The sequence below is a fragment of the Pseudomonas sp. BF-R-30 genome (genome assembly GCF_019956175.1).
GTDB classification, from domain to species: Bacteria; Pseudomonadota; Gammaproteobacteria; order Pseudomonadales; family Pseudomonadaceae; genus Aquipseudomonas; species Aquipseudomonas jessenii.
The window spans coordinates 169844-188162 of record NZ_JAHBDE010000076.1; the positions used below are offsets into that span (position 1 = coordinate 169844).

General features: G+C 60.4%; 14 protein-coding genes. 4 read left to right on the plus strand and 10 right to left on the minus strand.

Annotated features, from left to right (window positions below):
* Positions 1–8 precede the first annotated feature (8 nt).
* Complete coding sequence (locus tag KGB20_RS28785) at positions 9–218, plus strand: PA3496 family putative envelope integrity protein (protein ID WP_085723603.1); 210 nt, start codon at positions 9–11, stop codon at positions 216–218.
* Here the strand turns inward: KGB20_RS28785 and KGB20_RS28790 are convergent.
* The gene (locus tag KGB20_RS28790) at positions 160–1122 is read right to left on the minus strand and encodes a LysR family transcriptional regulator (protein WP_154909768.1); all 963 of its coding nucleotides are present in this window, start codon (positions 1120–1122) and stop codon (positions 160–162) included. The two genes, KGB20_RS28785 and KGB20_RS28790, sit on opposite strands and share 59 nt — an antisense overlap.
* 191 nt (positions 1123–1313) lie before the next feature.
* Between KGB20_RS28790 and KGB20_RS28795 the strand changes: the two genes are divergently transcribed.
* Positions 1314–2729, plus strand: a complete 1416-nt coding sequence (locus KGB20_RS28795) for an acetyl-CoA carboxylase biotin carboxylase subunit (RefSeq protein WP_150812699.1) — start codon at positions 1314–1316, stop codon at positions 2727–2729.
* A gap of 11 nt (positions 2730–2740) precedes the next feature.
* Positions 2741–4549, plus strand: a complete 1809-nt coding sequence (gene oadA / locus KGB20_RS28800) for a sodium-extruding oxaloacetate decarboxylase subunit alpha (protein ID WP_150812700.1) — start codon at positions 2741–2743, stop codon at positions 4547–4549.
* A 209-nt stretch (positions 4550–4758) separates the two neighbouring features.
* Here the strand turns inward: oadA and KGB20_RS28805 are convergent, their stop codons facing one another.
* The 3 genes from KGB20_RS28805 to KGB20_RS28815 are packed head-to-tail and all read right to left on the minus strand — an operon-like array spanning position 4759 to position 6527.
* Positions 4759–5430 carry a GNAT family N-acetyltransferase gene (locus KGB20_RS28805; RefSeq protein WP_154860865.1) on the minus strand — a complete coding sequence of 224 codons (672 nt, stop codon included), beginning with the start codon at positions 5428–5430 and terminating at the stop codon, positions 4759–4761.
* A gap of 16 nt (positions 5431–5446) precedes the next feature.
* A complete protein-coding gene (locus KGB20_RS28810; protein WP_154860866.1) occupies positions 5447–5893 on the minus strand; it encodes a GNAT family N-acetyltransferase in 447 nt (148 codons plus the stop codon).
* 10 nt (positions 5894–5903) lie between these two features.
* Positions 5904–6527: an FMN-binding negative transcriptional regulator gene (locus KGB20_RS28815; protein ID WP_154909770.1), complete on the minus strand. Its 624-nt coding sequence runs from the start codon at positions 6525–6527 to the stop codon at positions 5904–5906.
* A gap of 92 nt (positions 6528–6619) precedes the next feature.
* Here KGB20_RS28815 and KGB20_RS28820 point away from each other — a divergent pair, with 92 nt between their 5' ends.
* Positions 6620–8173, plus strand: coding sequence for a PLP-dependent aminotransferase family protein (locus tag KGB20_RS28820; RefSeq protein ID WP_154860868.1), 1554 nt, complete (start codon positions 6620–6622; stop codon positions 8171–8173).
* Positions 8174–8208: 35 nt separating this feature from the next.
* Here KGB20_RS28820 and KGB20_RS28825 read toward each other — a convergent pair whose 3' ends face one another.
* The 6 genes from KGB20_RS28825 to KGB20_RS28850 all read right to left on the minus strand — a co-directional run bounded on the left by KGB20_RS28825 (position 8209) and on the right by KGB20_RS28850 (position 18246).
* Positions 8209–8892: a hypothetical protein gene (locus KGB20_RS28825; protein ID WP_150812703.1), complete on the minus strand. Its 684-nt coding sequence runs from the start codon at positions 8890–8892 to the stop codon at positions 8209–8211.
* Positions 8893–8919: 27 nt separating this feature from the next.
* Positions 8920–13503: a dermonecrotic toxin domain-containing protein gene (locus KGB20_RS28830; protein ID WP_154947935.1), complete on the minus strand. Its 4584-nt coding sequence runs from the start codon at positions 13501–13503 to the stop codon at positions 8920–8922.
* Between the two features lie 157 nt (positions 13504–13660).
* Entirely contained in the window at positions 13661–14761 is a 1101-nt protein-coding gene (locus tag KGB20_RS28835; protein WP_154860871.1) for a polyamine ABC transporter substrate-binding protein, read from the minus strand.
* 11 nt (positions 14762–14772) lie between these two features.
* Positions 14773–15804, minus strand: a complete 1032-nt coding sequence (locus KGB20_RS28840; protein WP_150812706.1) for a histone deacetylase family protein — start codon at positions 15802–15804, stop codon at positions 14773–14775.
* A gap of 269 nt (positions 15805–16073) precedes the next feature.
* Entirely contained in the window at positions 16074–17066 is a 993-nt protein-coding gene (locus KGB20_RS28845) for an AraC family transcriptional regulator (RefSeq protein WP_090452197.1), read from the minus strand.
* A gap of 175 nt (positions 17067–17241) precedes the next feature.
* Positions 17242–18246, minus strand: a complete 1005-nt coding sequence (locus KGB20_RS28850) for an asparaginase (protein WP_150812707.1) — start codon at positions 18244–18246, stop codon at positions 17242–17244.
* Positions 18247–18319: the final 73 nt, after the last annotated feature.

The following is an 18319-nucleotide window of genomic DNA, read 5'->3' on the forward strand; positions in this document are numbered from 1 at the left end:
GACTCGAAATGGCCATGCCCTACGAAGAACGCAACAGCGCTGTCAAAACCCGTCGTCAGCAAGAAGATCAGCGCCGCATGGAATTCCGTCGCGCCATCGAAGATCGCTGCGAACGCCGTCAGCTTCTGGCCGAGATTGGCGATTTTCCAGAGCTGGAACTTAACTTTTGGCAGACATCTCCCGTAGCTTCCCGTCGAAACGCTCAACCAGCGCGCTGATCTGAATCCGTTCGCTACGGATAAACGCCAGGAAGGCGTGAGCCACCGGTGACAGGCGCTTTGCCTTGGCCTGCACCAGGCACCAGCTACGGAATAGCGGCAGTTCTTCGACCGGCAATTCGATCAGCCCACCGGTTGCCAGTTCAAGGCTCAGGGCGTGGCGCGTCAATAGCGCAACGCCCAGGCCCGCCAGTACACATTCACGCTGAGCTTCGGCAGACGAGACTTCCTGAGTCTGGTTGAAGTGCACGCGCTTCTCTTTGAAATATTCTTCGCACGCCAGCCGCGTCCCTGAGCCTGGCTCACGCAGCAGCAGTGTGTAGGGCTCGAGATCCTGCAAGCGCAGCGGCCCCATATGGCACAGCGGGTGATCCGGTGGCGCCACGGCGACGATCGGGTTGTTCAGGAACGGCAGGAATTCCAGGCCCATGTCCTGAGGCACCATGGACATGATCACCAGGTCATCGCGGTTGTCCGACAGGCGCCGAATGACCTGACCGCGATTGACCACCGTCAGTTGCAGGTTCACTTCCGGGTGCTGGCGTTTGAACGCGGCAAACAGATGCGGCACGAAGTATTTGGCGCTGGATTCAATCGCCAGCTTCAGTTGCCCCTGCAACGAGCCCTGCATGTCCGACAGTTGCATGTCGAGGTTTTCCAGGCGCCCGAAAATATCCCGACTGGCCCGCTGTAACGCTTCAGCCGCTTCGGTCATGTAGAGTTTTTTGCCGACGTAATCGAACAACGGCTGGCCAATCAGCTCTTCAAGTTGACGAATCTGTAGGCTGACGGCAGGTTGTGTGAGCGACATTTCCTCGGCCGCGCGGCTGTAGGAGCGCAAATCACAGACCTCGTTGAAGATCTGCAATTGCCGCAAAGTCATACGCATCAATGACTTACGCATTATCTGGTCGCTCTCGTCGCTGGCTGGTGAATCAACTATAAGTCTTTACTTATGCACGACCCAATTTTTATTCATTTTTGTTAATCCCTTGTGGACGCTAGTGTGGACCTGCGACCAAATTGAAACATTTGGTCACGCGTCGACCTGGGTTTAGCAGGTCGTGGGTACCACCGGCTCAAGGGAAACTCCAAGTGATAACAAAGATCCTGATCGCCAACCGTGGTGAGATTGCCGTACGAATCGTACGTGCCTGCGCCGAAATGGGCATTCGCTCGGTCGCGATCTACTCCGATGCCGACCGTCATGCCTTGCACGTCAAGCGAGCGGACGAGGCCCACAGCATTGGTGCCGAGCCACTGGCCGGTTACCTGAACCCGCGCAAGCTGGTGAACCTGGCTGTGGAAACCGGTTGCGATGCGCTGCACCCAGGCTACGGCTTCCTTTCGGAAAACGCCGAGCTGGCGGAGATCTGCGCCGAACGCGGGATCAAGTTCATTGGCCCGTCGGCTGAAGTGATTCGCCGCATGGGCGACAAGACCGAAGCCCGTCGCAGCATGATCAAGGCCGGTGTACCGGTGACCCCAGGCACCGAAGGCAACGTGTCGGGCATCGAAGAAGCTCTGACCGAAGGCGATCGCATCGGTTACCCGGTGATGCTCAAGGCCACTTCCGGTGGTGGCGGTCGCGGCATTCGTCGCTGCAACAGCCGTGAAGAACTCGAACAGGCTTTCCCACGTGTCATTTCCGAAGCCACCAAGGCTTTTGGTTCGGCGGAAGTGTTCCTGGAAAAATGTATCGTCAATCCGAAGCACATTGAAGCGCAAATTCTTGGCGACAGCTTCGGCAACGTGGTGCACTTGTTCGAACGTGACTGCTCGATCCAGCGCCGCAACCAGAAGCTGATCGAAATCGCCCCAAGCCCACAGTTGACCCCGGAACAGCGCGCCTATATCGGCGACCTGTCGGTGCGCGCAGCCAAGGCCGTGGGATACGAGAACGCCGGCACCGTGGAGTTCCTGCTCGCCGAGGGCGAGGTGTACTTCATGGAGATGAACACCCGGGTGCAGGTGGAACACACCATCACCGAAGAAATCACCGGCATCGACATTGTTCGCGAACAGATCCGCATTGCCTCCGGCCTGCCGCTTTCGGTGAAACAGGAAGACATCGTGCACCGCGGTTTCGCGCTGCAATTCCGGATCAACGCCGAAGACCCGAAAAACAACTTCCTGCCCAGCTTCGGCAAGATCACCCGTTACTACGCGCCCGGCGGTCCCGGCGTGCGCACCGATACGGCGATCTATACCGGCTACACCATTCCGCCGTTCTACGATTCGATGTGCCTGAAACTGGTGGTGTGGGCGCTGACCTGGGAAGAGGCGATGGACCGTGGCTTGCGCGCCCTGGATGACATGCGTCTGCAAGGGGTCAAGACCACCGCCGCGTACTACCAGGAAATCCTGCGTAACCCGGAATTCCGTAGCGGCCAGTTCAACACCAGCTTCGTTGAAAGCCACCCTGAACTGACCAACTACTCGATCAAGCGCAAACCCGAAGAGCTGGCCCTGGCCATCGCCGCCGCCATCGCCGCCCACGCAGGCCTGTGAGGAATAGAACAATGAGCAAACAAATCCACGTTACCGACACTATCCTGCGCGACGCCCACCAATCGCTGCTCGCCACCCGCATGCGCACCGAAGACATGCTGCCGATCTGCGACAAGCTCGACAAAGTCGGCTACTGGTCGCTGGAGTGCTGGGGCGGCGCGACGTTCGATGCCTGCGTACGTTTCCTGAAAGAAGATCCGTGGGAGCGTCTGCGCCAGTTGCGCGCCGCGCTGCCTAACACCCGCCTGCAAATGTTGTTGCGCGGCCAGAACCTGCTGGGCTACCGCCACTACAGCGACGACGTGGTCAAAGCCTTCGTGGCCAAGGCAGCGGTCAACGGCATCGACGTGTTCCGCATCTTCGACGCCATGAACGACGTGCGTAACCTGCGCGTGGCCATCGAAGCGGTGAAAGCCGCCGGCAAACACGCCCAGGGTACCATCGCCTACACCACCAGCCCGGTGCACACCATCGAGGCGTTCGTGAACCAGGCCAAGCAAATGGAGGCCATGGGTTGCGACTCGGTGGCGATCAAGGACATGGCCGGCCTGCTGACCCCGTACGCCACCGGCGAACTGGTCAAGGCTCTGAAAGCCGAGCAATCGCTGCCAGTGTTCATTCACTCCCACGACACTGCTGGCCTGGCCGCGATGTGCCAAATGAAGGCCATCGAAAACGGTGCCGATCACATCGACACCGCGATATCCAGCTTCGCATGGGGCACCAGCCACCCGGGTACCGAGTCGATGGTCGCCGCCCTTAAAGGCAGCGAGTTCGACACCGGCCTGAACCTGGAACTGCTGCAAGAGATCGGTCTGTACTTCTACGCGGTGCGCAAGAAGTACCACCAGTTCGAAAGCGAGTTCACCTCCGTCGACACTCGTGTTCAAGTCAACCAGGTACCGGGCGGGATGATTTCCAACCTGGCCAACCAGTTGAAAGAGCAGGGCGCGCTCAACCGCATGAGCGAAGTGCTGGCCGAAATCCCGCGCGTTCGTGAAGACCTCGGCTTCCCGCCGCTGGTGACCCCGACTTCGCAGATCGTCGGTACCCAGGCGTTCTTCAACGTGCTGGCCGGCGAGCGCTACAAGACCATCACCAACGAAGTGAAGCTGTACCTGCAAGGCGGCTACGGCAAGGCGCCGGGCACCGTGAACGAACAACTGCGTCGCCAGGCCATCGGCAGCGAAGAAGTGATCGACGTTCGCCCGGCCGACCTGCTCAAGCCGGAAATGGCCAAGCTGCGTGCCGACATCGGCGCTCTGGCCAAGTCTGAAGAAGACGTACTGACCTTCGCCATGTTCCCGGACATCGGTCGCAAGTTCCTCGAGGAACGCGCTGCTGGCACCCTCACGCCAGAGGTTCTGCTGCCGATTCCTGAAGCGGGTGGCGTGGCCTCTGCCGGTGGCGAAGGCGTGCCGACCGAGTTCGTCATCGACGTTCACGGTGAAACCTACCGCGTCGACATCACCGGCGTTGGCGTCAAGGCCGAAGGCAAGCGTCACTTCTACCTGTCCATCGACGGCATGCCGGAAGAAGTGGTGTTCGAGCCGCTCAACGAATTCGTCGGCGGCGGCAGCAGCAAGCGCAAGCAAGCCACTGCACCGGGTCACGTCAGCACCACCATGCCGGGCAACATCGTCGACGTGCTGGTCAAGGAGGGCGACACCGTCAAGGCAGGCCAGGCCGTGTTGATCACCGAAGCGATGAAGATGGAAACAGAAGTCCAGGCAGCCATCGCCGGTAAAGTCACCGCCATTCACGTGGCCAAGGGCGACCGGGTGAACCCGGGCGAGATCCTGATCGAGATCGAAGGCTGAGTTAACAGCCTCGATACAACGCTTTATACCTCGGGGGGGCATGTGCTCCCCTTTTTTTATGCCTGCAAATCCGTGCCTGAAAACCCTGTGGGAGCGCGCTTGCTCGCGATAGCGGAACATCAGTCTCAACAATTGCTGAATGTGATGCCGCCATCGCGAGCAAGCTCGCTCCCACAGGTACTGTGTCCCATCAGTGAAGTGGGTGTCGATTACCCGCGACACTCCACCAACGACTTCACCTGCCCCGAACCGGTCTGGTTCTCATCGCTCAGCCACTTTTCAAACCCCGCACCAATCGCCGGCCACTCCGAATCCAGGATCGAATACCACGCCGTATCCCGGTTCTGCCCCTTGACCACCATGTGCTGGCGGAACACACCCTCAAAACTGAAGCCCAAACGCTCGGCAGCATATTTGGAGCGAGCGTTGGCGTTGTTGCATTTCCATTCCAGGCGACGGTAACCCAGGGCAAAGGATTCCTTGGCCAGAAGGTAAACCGCCTCGGTGCTTTTCGGCGAACGCTGCATCGGGGCGCCGAAGGTGACGTGGCCGATTTCGATGCGGCCCTGGGCCGGGACGATGGACATCAGGCTGAGAATGCCCTGGACCTCGCCGCTGACGCGGTCGATCACGCTGAAGAAATACGGATCGCTGCTGGTCGCGTGGTTGTTCAGCCAGTCGTTGAAGACGCTGCGCTCCGGGAAGGGGCCGTAAGGCAGGTAGTCCCACAACTTCGGGTCAGCGCCCGGGCCTTGCAGGGCTTTGAACAGGTCGTCGCCGTGGCGCGCCGGGTCGAGTCTTTCCAGGCGGATGTAACGCCCTTCGAGCAGTTGAGTCGTGGGGGGCGGGACGCCTTTCCAGTCGGCGAGTGAAATCGACATGTTGTTCTCCTTGAACCTAGATGGCTTTGCGAAACTGGATGAAACCGGGGCGTTCGGCGATGCGCTCGTAGAGCTGGATCGCGGTGGCATTGGTTTCGTGGGTCAGCCAGTGGACCTTGTTGCAACCGTCGGCCTTGGCTGTGGTGTAGACGAACTCGATCAACTGGCGGCCGACGCCGGTACCACGGGTTTGCGGGACCACCAACAAGTCTTGCAGGTAGCAGGAGTTTTCGATTGCCCAGTTCGAACGATGGTAGATGAAGTGCACCATGCCCACCGCTTTGTCATCGGCCCAGGCGAGGGCGGCGTGGGTCGGTTCGCTCGGGTCGAGCATGCGCTGCCAGGTGCTTTGAGTGACGGTATCTGCAAGTTCGGTGTTGTAGAAGCGCAGGTAGGCTTGCCACAGCGGCAACCATGCCGCGTGATCACCGGCGGTGACTTGGCGAATGTCGATCTGACTCATGGTGATTTCCTTAGCGCATCAATTGGGCGAGGGTTTGGTCGTTGAGGTCGGGGCTGGCGGCCAGGCCTTTGCGCACGCCGGCGATGTCGGCGGGGCTGCGGTTCTGGCTGAGCTTGCGCTTGCCTTCCAGGCGGTCGATGGGAATGGCGAAACCGACGATGGCCTTGAGCATGCCGTCGATGTAATCGGCGGGGGCATCGGCCACTGACCACGGCTGGGCGCGGCCGGCCTCATGACGATCGGTGAGGGTGCTGACGATGTCGAGCAGCCGCCCGCCATCGCTGAATGTTTCGGCGCGACCATAGGCGTGGACGGCGACGTAATTCCAGGTTGGTACGACTTTGCCGTGTTCGGCCTTGCTCGGGTAGAAGCCAGGGCTGACGTAGGCGTCGGCACCGGCAAAAATCAGCAGGGCTTCGGCGCCGTCGCGCAGGTCTTTCCACTGTGGATTGGCTTTGGCCAGATGCCCGTACAACGTGCCGTTCGAGCCTTGCTCGCAATGCAGCAGCACTGGTACATGGCTGGCTTGCAGGCCGCTTTCACCGTGGGTCACCAATATGGCGAGACGGGTGGCGAGGATCAGTTCATGCAGTTGGGACAACTCGTCGATGGCAAAAGCACGTGGCGTGTACATGGAGATATTTCCCTTGGCGAATGTCTGCATCCTAGGCAGGCTATTGGTCTGTTGTAAGAGCCATTAATGACCAATTTCATAGGTCCATTGTGATGACTAGCGAACCACTGTCCCTGACCTTCAACCCGGCAGGTATCGAACTTGATCGCCGCCAGGGGCTGAGTCGTCAGCTCTACCAGGCATTGCGCACGCGTGTGTTGGACGGGCGACTGGCCAGCGGTACGCGTCTGCCTGCCAGTCGTGATCTGGCATCCGCGCTGGCGATTTCCCGCAACAGCGTAGTGCGCGCCTACGATCAGCTTTACGCTGAAGGGTTTATCGAAGGGCGGGTAGGCGATGGGACTTATGTCGCGCAACTGCCCCAGGCAACCGTGCCGGCAAAAAAACTATCCACAAAAGTATCCACAGGGTTTTCAACAGGGTTACCCACAACCTTATCCACAAATCGGCTCGATTTACCTGTGGATTCATCCAGCAAAGTTATCCACAGTGGTGCATTGACTCGCGTTGAAAAGAACCATTTACCCATGCCACCCAGTGGTCCGCCCAAGGCTTTTCGGGTTGGTGTTCCGGCGTTCGATCTGTTTCCGTTCGAGGTCTGGGCCAAGCTGAATGCGGCTTTCTGGCGTAAACCGGATTTCCAGCAGCTGTGCTACGGCGACCCTGCAGGTGATGCGCGCTTGCGGGGGATGATCGCGGCGTATCTACGCAGCTCGCGGGGCATGCAGTGCACGGCTGAACAAATTGTGATCACCAGTGGTGCGCAGCAGGGAATCAGCCTTTGTGCACAGCTACTGGTGGAGCCGGGCGATGGGGTGGCGATCGAAAATCCGGGCTACCGTGCGGCGGGTCATGCCTTCGCCGTGGCCGGGGCGCGCTTGCACGGGGTAGCGGTGGATAGCGAGGGAATCAACTGCGGTGAGCTGGCGGGGCTCAGTGATTGCCGCCTGACCTATGTCACGCCGTCACATCAATACCCGACTGGCGTGGTGATGAGCCTCGCTCGCCGTCTGGAGTTGCTGGCCTGGGCCGAGCGCACCCAAGGCTGGATCGTCGAGGATGATTACGATGGCGAGTACCGCTACAGCGGTGCGCCATTGGCGCCTTTGGCGGCACTCGATCGTCATGGGCGAGTGTTGTATGTCGGCACGTTCGGCAAGGTCGCGTTTCCGGCGTTGCGCCTGGGTTATCTGGTGTTGCCAATGGGGCTGGTGGACGCGTTTTCCCAGCGTCGTGCCGTGGATGTGCGCCACTCCGAGGTCAGCACGCAGGCAGTCATGGCCGAGTTCATGGCGGCCGGACACTTCCAGCGGCATATCCGCCGCATGCGCCGTGCGGCACTGAGTCGGCGCAATACGCTGCTCAGTGGTTGGCCGCTGGATATCCCCGGCGTTGGCCCGTTGCCCACAGTCGCTGCCGGGCTGCACATGACCGTGCCAGTCGAAAGCGTGGCGCGCGAACAGGAACTGATCGAATTGGCGCGCAGTGTCGATGTCGAGATCAACGGTTTGAGCAGCTATTGGCTGCCGGAATCCACCACGCCCTTCGATCAACGCGCCGGGTTGGTACTGGGCTTTGCGGCGGTGCCCGAAAAGTCGGTCGAGGCGGCGCTGGAGCGATTGCGAGAGGCGTGGCGCGCTCGATGAAGCGGGCGGACCAGCAGTCCGCCCGCAGTCGTTCATCAGGGTTGAGTTTCGAGTTTGAGGAACAGATTCGGGTCGCTGATACGTCGCAGCACGTAGTCGATTGGCGCCAGAGTCGTGAGTACCTGGCGGCGTTCGGTCGTGAACTGCTGCAGATGCGCTTCGGCGATTTTCAGGTGCGCCGCCGTGAACTGCTCCATCGGCGCATCAAGCGAATCGTAGTGAAAGTGCGCAAGCCGCAGAGGCTGATCCTTGTTGGTGGTGTCTAGCACCTGGTACTCCTGGAAATAATCCCTGCGCTTTTTGGTCTTGATTCGTCCCTGTTCGTTGCGGACGATACGGACCTGGTCGTTGTCCAGCAGCCACTGCAAGTACGCCTGTCGGGGCTGTCGATCCTTGATCAGGCTGGCGCGAATACCGATGCCTTGAGCGCGTAGCTGGACGGCGGCACCATTGAGCTCCGAGCTCGGACCAGCGCCTGGGTCAGCGACTCGAACTGTGTGGGCATGGCCACGAGCGTGCCGTCGCGGACCCGCCATTGAGGCGTGCCGATCATGGTTTGGTCGGGGGCCGATCTCGCGCTCGGGTTGCAGCACCTTCAGCGCTTGGCGCAGTAACAGCGCGGCGACGCTATCGACAGTGGGACCCCTGCAGGTCTGGTAATTCACTTGGCTCTTTTTTAGCAAGCCGGGGGTTTGGGTATTCTCTGGGTGGTCTGTCATCGTCATTTTCCTTTTTGACGTGGCGGCTTACGAAAAGAACAGTGAGCGCGCCAGTTGCGGGCTGATCGCGCTGCGATAGATGGCGATCACCTGGCTGCTGGAAGCGGAATTAAGGTCGCTCCCTCCGGCCATCATCCGTTGATCACGCAGTTTCAAATGGGCGGCGGTAAACGCCTCGACAGGCGTATCAGAAGCGGCGTAGTGAAAATGGGCGTACCACAACGGTTGCCCGGTGCCTCGCTCGCGAATTTCGTACTCCTGCAGGTAATCCTTGCGCGGGCCTTTGAGTCGGCGTCGTTCACCACTGCGCACGACGTCGATTTCATTTTTGCTTGATAGCCATTCGATGCGGGCGGCCGTGGGCGGCTGTTGCTTGATCATCTCGACCCGGATCCGGTAGCCCTCGGCATACAGTCGATCACGTGCCGCGTTCAAGTCAGCACCCAGTGTTGTCGTGGTGTCGGTCGTATTCGAAGCGGTCAGGGTCTGCTCGAGCGTCTTCGCGCTTTTGTCGAGCTGCTCGGCTTTGTGCTGGAACAACTCTTCGATTTCCACCGGGATACGGCCGGTTTTTTTCGCGCTCGCTTCGGTTTGCCGGATGAAGTTGTCCACACCGTCGAGCAGTGTCTGGCCTTGAGCGATTTGCGTGTCGAGGTCAGGCGCCTGGACGGTTGGGCGGCGACGTCGGGGTTGCACGCGCTCAATCCAGACGCCGGGTGTTTTTTCGTGAAAGGTGGCGATCACTTTGCCGGTCAAGGGGGATTTCACATCCAGCAGGATCGGTTCTCCCGATGCAGAGGGACGCACTTCGCCCACAACCGTACCCTTGAAGCGTGTCTTGACCACCCGTTTGCGCGATGCCGATGCGGGCTTTGATGGGCCGGGTCGGGGTTCTACCGGCCGTTGTTCGCGCAGCAGTTGCGCCAGATTGGCTTCGGTGTCCTGCTGGAATTCACTGATCCGTGTACGTACGTGTTTGAACGGTTGCTCCAGAACCGCGTCCTTGTGGGTGAGGCTGAAGTCTTCAAAGGCTTGGTCGATAGCGGCAAACTGTTCGAGCATGCCGTTGAGGCCTTCGATACGTTCGACTGCCGCCCAGGCACTGTTTTGCAGCATCAGTTCTTGCGAGGTCTGTATGACCAGGTTGGTGGTATCGAGCAAGCGCTCGAACGCGCCCCGGGCGTCGATCAGCGCGGCACTGTTACCTTCTTTCAGACAGACGTCGCGGGCCAGCGAAACCTGAAGCGCCTTGAGATCGTTAACGCTGAAAGCGGGCAGTTTTGCCCGGTAGGTACTGGCCACTTCCGCAGCATTTCTACCGAGTCGACTCAAGTCATGGAGCCGCGATTGGGCAAACTCTATTTTGCCGATCACACCCTCGGTCAGGTCGACCATTTTCCGGTAGGTTGCAGAATTACCGGTCCCGCCTGCCGTTTCCTCGGCATCGAGCAGCGCCAGGCTTTCCCTCAAGGTCTGCGCAAACGTTGCATTGTGCTGATCGAGCCACGTCTGGTTGAAGAACAATTGAGTGCCGAGCATCTCGACCATGGCGGTTCGGTAGTTGGGCACCGTTTCGAGCAGGTTCAGCGATTTCAACTGCTCGATAGGGGCGGCGTATTCCTGGGTACGGCGCTCGAGCTTCTCGAGGAACTGCGTTTGCGCGGCCGACAGTGCTTCGTCACCGACTGATTTTTTCATGGCGTTGTGGGCGTCCGTCAGCTCTGTACGTGCCCGCTCGCGTTCATTGTCAAACTCGGCCAGTTGCTTCTTGAGTTCGGCGATGCGTGCACGGTTTTGTTGCTTCAGTGCCTTGCGTCGGCTCGACAGACCGCCGCCGCGCAGGCGCAGGCGGGTGTCGACGAACCAGTCACCCCGTTGGTTGCTGATCAGCGCCGGACCGCTGCGAACGGGCTGCTGACGAGAGTCGATGATCGACACTTCGCCCGTGTCCTCGACGGCCACCTCGAACCAGCGCTCGCCCACCGGCGCATAAAAGGTGTTTTCCTTTCGATAGAGGTGGCGATAGACGCCGTTACCACTATCGGGCGGTGTGAGCTGTTCGGGTGGAGTGACCTTGAACTGATCCAGGGTTTTTGTCAGGTCCAAGGCCGCATCGGTTGCCACTGTCTGGCGATGTTGCACAGGAGGGGGCTCGCTGACGATGTCGGGTAATTGCACGACGGTCACAGGTTGTCGGGCCGGTTTTTCCGGTCGCTCGGTCGCTGTTGCAATGGGCTTTTCCTGGGCCCTGCGCGCAGGCGGATTACGCGTACTGGCGTGATGGGCAAGCACCATGGCCAGGGTCAGCAACAGGTCGGTCATGGCTGATTTCTGCTGCTGTTGGTCGCCACTGTCGGCAGCATCGAGGGTTTGCTGCAAGTCATCCAGTACTTGCCAGATCCAGGCGGCCGTCCCGACGGTTCGACCAAGAAAGGGCAGCGCCGCGTTAAGCAGCGTCCAGGCTGTCCGCTTGAAAATCGCCCAGCGATTTTGCGCGCTGGACAACGATTGCCGTTGCGCCAGTTCGACCAGTGCATTGACGTTGGCCTTGTACAGGACGGCCAGGTAATTGCCGCTGAGAACCCGCGAGCCGAGGGAAATCGGGCCGCTCATTTGCAGGGAGGTCAGCGGGTCGGCCAGCAGTTGAGAAATGCTCCAGACCGAAGGTCGGTCCCCGGTGAACGCATAGTTGGCGTAGTTGGCGCGGGCGTCGTCCGACAGCCAGGCGAGAACGGAATGGCGCAACGTCGGCGAGTGTTTGATGGCGTAGACCAAATTGGCCGGCGTTGGATACTGGCTCAGCGGTTGCTCAAGCATTGGCCGGTAAAGCAAGCACGGTCCCTTATCCGTCTGCCGGGGCCCGATCACGAACATGTTGGTCACTTCATCGGCGGCGCCACCGATGCGCCAGCCTGGCGCGAAGGCCAGTGGGCGAATCACGATTTCCTGGCCATCCACCCAGCGATTTGCGTCGAGCACTTGCACCACGGCGGCGACATAGCGATAACCGGTTTCGTCGATGCCATGCTGCTTGCGAATCTTCAGCTGCAAGGCCAGCAGCGGTAACTCGACGCGCAAATGGCTGGTGAACAGGTTTTGACGCCGCAGGTTTTCCACGGGGTCGGCGAGCAGTTTGCTTTTGATCAGCGCCGGGTAGTTCTGGCCGATGTCGACGCGTGTAATCAGTTCCTCCAGATAGCTCACCGTCATCCACTGCGGCAGCGCGGCGGCGCTGGAACTGCGTACGAACTTGTTGCCTTGCGGCAGGGCAATCAGGTTTTGCAGCGCTAGGTCGACCAGGCTCAGGGTGGTGCGCTCAGGGTCCACCGTTGGCACAAAGCTGCCCCAGACCACCAGGCTATCGACCACGATCTCGATGTCCGCCAGGTTCAGATGTGCGGCATCGGCATGTTGCTCGAGCATGACTTCGCGCAATCGATCCAGCGCAAATTCGCGGATCGGTTTGAGCCCGTCCAGAAAGGACTTCCCGGCGTTCTGATTGCGCACCGTCACCAGATCCATCAGATGACGGCTGTAAGCGGTGAGATCAGTGGATGACGCATCGGCCATCCAGTCTGGCAGCGATTGCTCGACCTGATTGAATCGCGAGGATGACTGTTTGTCCGTCGGGTCGAGTTCTTTGGTCGTACGGCTGACGTGGGGCGCCAGGTCCAGGTTTGCCGCCGCGGGTTCGTTGGCCAGCGCACCGATTGCATCGGCCTGCAGAGCTATCAGGTTGCACGCCAGGCGGTCGAAATAATTGCCCGGCGGTTCGATCAAGCGCCAATGCAGGACATTTCCCTGTACTTGCCCATCGGTGTCGGCCAGCAACGACGCGCCCAGTTCCTGCAAGGAGTCAAACGCCTGGAAGCCACGGGTGATGGTGTGAGTGAGAACCAGGGTACGGCTACCCAGCGTCCCGATCAGTACTGCCGTGTCGACGATGTTAATGTGCGTCGAAGCCGCGCCGCTTTGGCCGTCCAGGTCGATCAGGCAGGCGCGTGACTGATAAGGGTCATGCGCACGACGTGCGTTTTTGTCCGGGTAGGCGAAAAGCTTGCCGGCCATGGCGTGCTGGTCGCTGTCCCAGTCCGGGTTGGCTTCGATGTTCCACAGGTCGCGCAAGGATTTGGACAGTGCCTGCCAGCGTGGAGCCGATGCGCGGGTGAACTGGTTCCAGTAATCGACCTGCTGCTCTTGAAACGCGACAAACAGCAGCGGCGCCAACTCGTTGAGCAGACGCCCGATGGCATCGATGCTGACGGGCAGTTGCGCCGGTGTCTGCTCCTGGGGTTGCAGCGTGAGGTAGTGCTCGCCGTCGAGGTAGACCACGGGTGTTCGCGCTACGCCATGGCGCACCAGTGCGTCTGTCAGCGACTCGAAGTGCCTTGGCCCGGGCTCGACACTGCCATTGTGCAAGATCCAGGTCGGCGTCACCACCATGGCCAGGCGGGGATCGATTTGCAAATTCGGGTACAGCGCTTTCAGGGCTGGTTGCAGCGCATGTGTGGCGACTTCCCTGATCGAGGGGCCGGTTACCAATTGGGTGAGAAGGGCATCTTGATCAGAGGGGAGGCTGGTTTCAGACGAAGGGCTGGAGGTACTTGTCATGGTCACATCCTTTGTGAGGGTAGCAGGCACCGTGGAAGGTTCGGTGCGCGGTCCATTGCAAAGTAGCGACGGGTATAGCGGCGTTGGCGGTAAATAAATATCGCGGGCAAAAAAAAGACCTGCGCAAGCGCAGGTCAGGATAAACCCGCGTCGGTTATCAGGTGCCCGACTTGATCTTGGTCCAGGCCCGGGTCCGCGCGCGCTCGGCATCGCGCGGCAGCGGTTGCAGGGTGTAGAGCGTACCCATCGCCGCATCGGTCGGGTACAGGTTCGGGTTGTTGCGGATTGCGGGGTCGACCAGTTCCGTGGCGTCCTTGTTCGGGTTCGGGTAACCGACAAAGTCACTGACCGGTGCAATCACCTGCGGCTGTAGCAGGTAGTTGATGAAGGTGTAGGCGTCTTCGGGGTTTTTCGCCCCCTTCGGAATCGCCAGCATGTCGAACCAGATCGGCGCGCCTTCCTTCGGCAAACGCATGTCGACGACCACCCCATTCTTGGCTTCCTTGGCGCGATTGGCGGCTTGCGAGAAGCTGCCGGAATAGCCGACTGCGACACAGATGTCACCGTTGGCAATGTCGGCCATGTACTTGGACGAGTGGAAGTAGGTGATGTATGGACGGATCTTCATCAGCAGTGCTTCAGCCTTGTCATAGTCCGCAGGCTTCTTGCTGTTGGGGTCCAGGCCGAGGTGTTGCAGGGCCAGCGGCAGGATCTCCGAGGGCGAGTCGAGCAGGGCGACGCCGCACTGCTTGAGCTTGCTGATGTTTTCTTCCTTGAAGATCAGGTCCCAGCTGTCTACCGGCGCGTCGGCGCCCAGGGCTGCCTTGACCTTGTCCGGGTTGAAGCCGATCAGGATGGTCCCGTACATGTACGGCACGGCAAATTTGTTGTCCGGGTCGTTGGCTTCGATCAGCTTCATCAGCTTGGGATCGAGGTGGTTCCAGTTCGGCAGCTTGCTGCGGTCCAGGGGCTGGAATACGCCGGCTTCGATTTGCTTGGCAAGGAACACGTTGGACGGCACCACCACGTCGTAGCCGGAGTTGCCGGTCAGCAGCTTGGCTTCCAGTGCTTCGTTGGTGTCGAAGATGTCGTAGACCAGTTTGGTCTGGGCGTTCTGGGCCTTGAAGTCTTCCAGGGCCTTGGGGGTGATGTAGTCGAACCAGTTGTAGACGCGCAGCGTGCGTTCTTCAGCGTGCACGGCACCACCGAGCAGCGTGGCGCACAGCGCGGGAGCGATAAAGCGCTTGAGTCTGTTCATTGTTGTTTTCCTCACTGAGCGCTTTCAAAGCCTTCGAGTACGTTCACGGCGTTGATGCCGATTTCTTCCACCGCATAACCGCCTTCCATCACGAACAGCGTTGGCTTGCCGAGGCCGGCGATGCGCTTGCCCATGGCCAGGTAATCCGGGCTGTCGAGTTTGAATTGCGAGATCGGATCATCCTTGAAGGTATCGACGCCAAGGGACACCACGACGATGTCGGCGCCATAGCTTTCGATCTCTTTGCAGGCTTGTTCCAGCGCTGCGCTCCAGGTATCCCAGCCTGAACCGGCGGCCAACGGGTAGTTGAAGTTGAAGCCTTCACCGGCGCCTTCGCCCAGTTCGTCTTCATAGCCTAGGAAGAACGGGAACTCGGCTTCCGGGTGACCGTGGATCGAGGTGAACAGCACATCGCTTCGCTCGTAGAAAATCGACTGGGTGCCGTTGCCGTGGTGGTAATCGACGTCGAGGATCGCGACTTTTTTGTGGCCCTGATCGAGGAACGCCTGGGCAGCGATGGCGGCGTTGTTGAGGTAGCAATAACCACCCATCAAATCGCTGGCGGCGTGGTGTCCCGGTGGACGGCACAGGGCGAAAGCAGAACGGGCGCCGCGCTGGATTTCAGCTTGGGCGGTGAGCGCGACTTGTGCTGCACTGTACGCCGCTTGCCAGGTGCCGGCGGTGATCGGGGCGCCGCCGTCGAAGCTGTAATAGCCGAGTTGGCCGTGCAGGCTGGTCGGTTTGATCGCACGCAAGGTGCGTGCAGGCCAGGTGTAGGGCAGCAGGTCACCGTCGGTGTTGAACTCGGTCCAGCGTGCCCAGGCACCTTTGAAGAAGTCGAGGTAGTCGCGGCTGTGAATGCGCGCGATGGGCTCAAGACCGAAATCCTTTGGCGCTTCGACCGGGCCAAGGTTTTGGTTCTGCACGCGTTGCAGCACATGATCGGCGCGCGATGGCATCTCGAAGCACGGCTTGAGCTGGCCGTCGATGAGTTCGCAGCGGCCATGGTGCAGGTGGTGATCGTCAGAGTAGATCGTCAGCATTTGTTGTTCTCCGCAGGGCTGATTCGGTTGCCCCCAGTGTTGCGGCGCACGGCGAATCGGAGAACGGCAGGAAAGGCCAAAAGGGGATCAATACGGCCAAAACATTTGACCGAAATTCGCCCCTTGATAATGCGGAGCTCTCGCGGCCGCCATCGCGAGCAAGCTCGCTCCCACAGGTGAGCCTCAGTGCCCGCGATTTTTTTGTAAGACGCATACCCCTTGTGGGAGCGAGCTTGCTCGCGATGGCGGCACATCGGTCACTACAGCCCTCAGGGCCGGAACTGACTCGGCGCTACACCACTCCAGCGCACAAAGGCATGGCGAAAACTCGCGGTCTCGCTGAAGCCCAACGCTTCGGCAATCTGATAGATCGGCAATTGATCCTCGCAAAGCATTTGCTTGGCCTGCTCGAAGCGCAGTTCGTCGAGCAGCTCCTGGTAGCTGCAACCCATGTCCTTGAGATGCCGGCGCAAGGTCCGCGCCGAACAGTTCATTTGCTCGGCCAGCCCCTCCAGCCCGGGCGCGGCATTCAGTTGCGCGCTGAGCAATTGGCGGATCCGCCCGAGCCAGGCCTGGCGCCCGGTGAACTCGATGTTCTGTTTGCGACAACGTTCGGCCATGGCCTGATGGGTGATCACATCGGCCAGCGGCAACGGCTGGTCGAGCCAGCGCTTGTCAAAGGCGAAGGCATTGTTGCGCGCGCCGAAGTGCACAGGGCAATCGAAGTGTTCGGCGTAGCTTGTCTCGTAGTCGGGCGCGGCATGTTCGAAGCGTGCGCCGAGCAAGGGCAAAGGATGGCCGAGCAGGTCGTCGCAGGTGACTTTCAGCGACACCAGGCAGAACTCGGCGTTGAACACCGCCATGGTCGGGCTCTCGCGGTAATCGGCGGCGGCGAACCAGATGCGTTCTCCATCGTCTTCAAGGCTCAGTTCGAAAAGTGTTCCCAGCAGCGCCGGATAACGCATCGCCAGACGCAAAGCGTCACCGAAGGTGGCACTGGTGAGCAAGGCGTAACCGAGCATGCCGTAGCAGGAGACGTGCATCCGCCGGCCCAATTCCAGGCCGATGTCACGCTTGAGCGCGACAGCGTTGGCGCAGACCTGCATTTCCTGATTGGTGGTGATGCGTGTGTCGGCACGGTTCAGATCCGCCGCACTGATGCCGCTTCCGGCCAGCAGTGCTTCGCTGGACAAGCCTTGTGCCTTGAAGGCATCGAGTACCAGGGAGACGGCATTGAGGGTGGTGAGGTGGGAGTGGAGCATGGCAGCTTCCAGCCTTGGGATAGCTGGAGCGCAGCAAGTTGCATGCCGAGGCACAAAACTGTAGGAGCGAGCCTGCTCGCGATGGTCGTGAACGATAACGCTGGCAGCCTGACACCCCGCGGCGATCTCTTGTCCATCGCGAGCAGGCTCGCTCCTACAGGTGTGTTGTGTGGTGTCAGCTCAGTTCGCCGCAGAGGTCGAGTTCAACGAGACGGCGAACCTCGGCAGCTTCGAGTCCGGCTCCCAGCAAGCCATGCAACTTGCCAAACGCCGCCTCACGGGTCATGCCGCCACCGGACAGCACGCCAACGCCACGCAGGCGGCTGCCCGCCTCGTAGACATCCAGCTTCACACCGCCTTCATGGCATTGGGTAACGGCAACCACCACCACGCCATTGTCCCGTGCACGGCCGAGGCTGGCGAGAAACCCGGGGTTGTCGCTCGGCCCGGTGCCGCTGCCGTAGCACTCCAACACCAGGCCCTGAATGCCGCTGTCGAGCAATCCATCCAGCACCTCGGCGCTAATGCCGGGAAACAACGGCAGCACTGCGACGTTCGTCAATTGTTTGGGTTGGTTGTAGTTCAACTGTGTTGGTAGCGAAGGCGCTTTCACACCGCCGCCCTGACGCACCAGTCGCTTGAAGGGATGACGGCCAAAACTGCGCACCTTGGCGCAACGGGTCGGGTCCAGCAGTTCGCCATGGAAGTACAGATGCACGCCCGGCGCCAGGCCCTGGCCCAGCGCAACCAGCGCGCCGCCGAGGTTTTCCCAGGCGTCGCTGTCAGTTACACCTGCCGGCAGCATCGAGCCGGTGAAGCACACGCGGGCATGCAGGCCGAGCAACTGGAAACTCATCGCGGCCGCGCTGTAGGCCAGGGTGTCGGTGCCATGCAGGATCAGCACGCTGTCGCAGCCCTGAACATCCACCGCATCGACCACTGCTTCACGCAACTGCTGCCAGTACGTCGGGGTCATGTTGGCACTGTCGATCAGCGGCGACATTTCACGGAAACGCCATTGCGGTACCACCAGCTCAGGCTGGCTGTGCAGATAGTCACGCATCCGCGCTTCGAAGCCGGACGCCGGGGCCAGGCCGTTGGCGCTGGCCTGCATACCGATGGTGCCGCCGGTGTAGAGCACCATGACGTGCTGAGCGGCGGGATAGGTCGACGAATTCATGAAGATTCTCCGAAAGGAAGAGTTCCTGTGGGAGCGAGCTTGCTCGCGATAGCGGTATGTCAGACATCGCTCT

What these genes read in the sequence shown, in the direction of transcription:
- KGB20_RS28785 (WP_085723603.1), top strand. Translation starts at nt 9, where the DNA reads ATGGCCATGCCCTACGAAGAACGCAACAGCGCTGTCAAAACCCGTCGT.
- KGB20_RS28790 (WP_154909768.1), bottom strand. Translation starts at nt 1,122, where the DNA reads ATGCGTAAGTCATTGATGCGTATGACTTTGCGGCAATTGCAGATCTTC.
- oadA (WP_150812700.1), top strand. Translation starts at nt 2,741, where the DNA reads ATGAGCAAACAAATCCACGTTACCGACACTATCCTGCGCGACGCCCAC.
- KGB20_RS28805 (WP_154860865.1), bottom strand. Translation starts at nt 5,430, where the DNA reads ATGTCGATTTCACTCGCCGACTGGAAAGGCGTCCCGCCCCCCACGACT.
- KGB20_RS28810 (WP_154860866.1), bottom strand. Translation starts at nt 5,893, where the DNA reads ATGAGTCAGATCGACATTCGCCAAGTCACCGCCGGTGATCACGCGGCA.
- KGB20_RS28815 (WP_154909770.1), bottom strand. Translation starts at nt 6,527, where the DNA reads ATGTACACGCCACGTGCTTTTGCCATCGACGAGTTGTCCCAACTGCAT.
- KGB20_RS28820 (WP_154860868.1), top strand. Translation starts at nt 6,620, where the DNA reads ATGACTAGCGAACCACTGTCCCTGACCTTCAACCCGGCAGGTATCGAA.
- KGB20_RS28825 (WP_150812703.1), bottom strand. Translation starts at nt 8,892, where the DNA reads ATGACAGACCACCCAGAGAATACCCAAACCCCCGGCTTGCTAAAAAAG.
- KGB20_RS28830 (WP_154947935.1), bottom strand. Translation starts at nt 13,503, where the DNA reads ATGACAAGTACCTCCAGCCCTTCGTCTGAAACCAGCCTCCCCTCTGAT.
- KGB20_RS28835 (WP_154860871.1), bottom strand. Translation starts at nt 14,761, where the DNA reads ATGAACAGACTCAAGCGCTTTATCGCTCCCGCGCTGTGCGCCACGCTG.
- KGB20_RS28840 (WP_150812706.1), bottom strand. Translation starts at nt 15,804, where the DNA reads ATGCTGACGATCTACTCTGACGATCACCACCTGCACCATGGCCGCTGC.
- KGB20_RS28845 (WP_090452197.1), bottom strand. Translation starts at nt 17,066, where the DNA reads ATGCTCCACTCCCACCTCACCACCCTCAATGCCGTCTCCCTGGTACTC.
- KGB20_RS28850 (WP_150812707.1), bottom strand. Translation starts at nt 18,246, where the DNA reads ATGAATTCGTCGACCTATCCCGCCGCTCAGCACGTCATGGTGCTCTAC.